This is a genomic window from Neisseria sp. P0001.S005 (assembly GCF_051963715.1).
On record NZ_JBQCTZ010000672.1, the window covers coordinates 1 to 407 of the forward strand.

1 protein-coding gene is annotated in these 407 nt (G+C 53.1%); it reads left to right on the forward strand.

Annotation, left to right across the window (positions count from 1 at the left end; all coding sequences use genetic code 11):
* Nucleotides 1-407, forward strand: a 407-nt coding sequence (locus ACTHSP_RS22305; RefSeq protein ID WP_440347050.1) for a toprim domain-containing protein, incomplete at both ends; no start/stop codon positions are given.

Genomic DNA, 407 nt, shown 5'->3' on the forward strand with positions numbered 1-407 from the left:
AAAGCACGTTTTGAAAAAATGCTGGCCAGCCAAGAAGTCGCCACGCTGATTACCGCTTTGGGCGCAGGCATCGGCAAAGAAGAATTCAATGCCGAAAAACTGCGCTACCACCGCATCATCATCATGACCGATGCCGACGTGGACGGCGCGCACATCCGCACCCTGCTCCTGACCTTCTTCTACCGCCAAATGCCCGAGCTGGTCGAACGCGGCTACATCTACATCGCCCAGCCGCCTTTGTACAAAGCCAAATACGGCAAACAAGAGCGCTATCTCAAAGACGAATTGGAAAAAGACCAATGGCTGCTCGGTTTGGCCTTGGAAAAAGCCAAAATCGTTTCAGACGGCCGCACCATCGAAGGCGAAGAGCTTGCCAATACCGCCAAACAATTCCTGTTGGCCAAAAC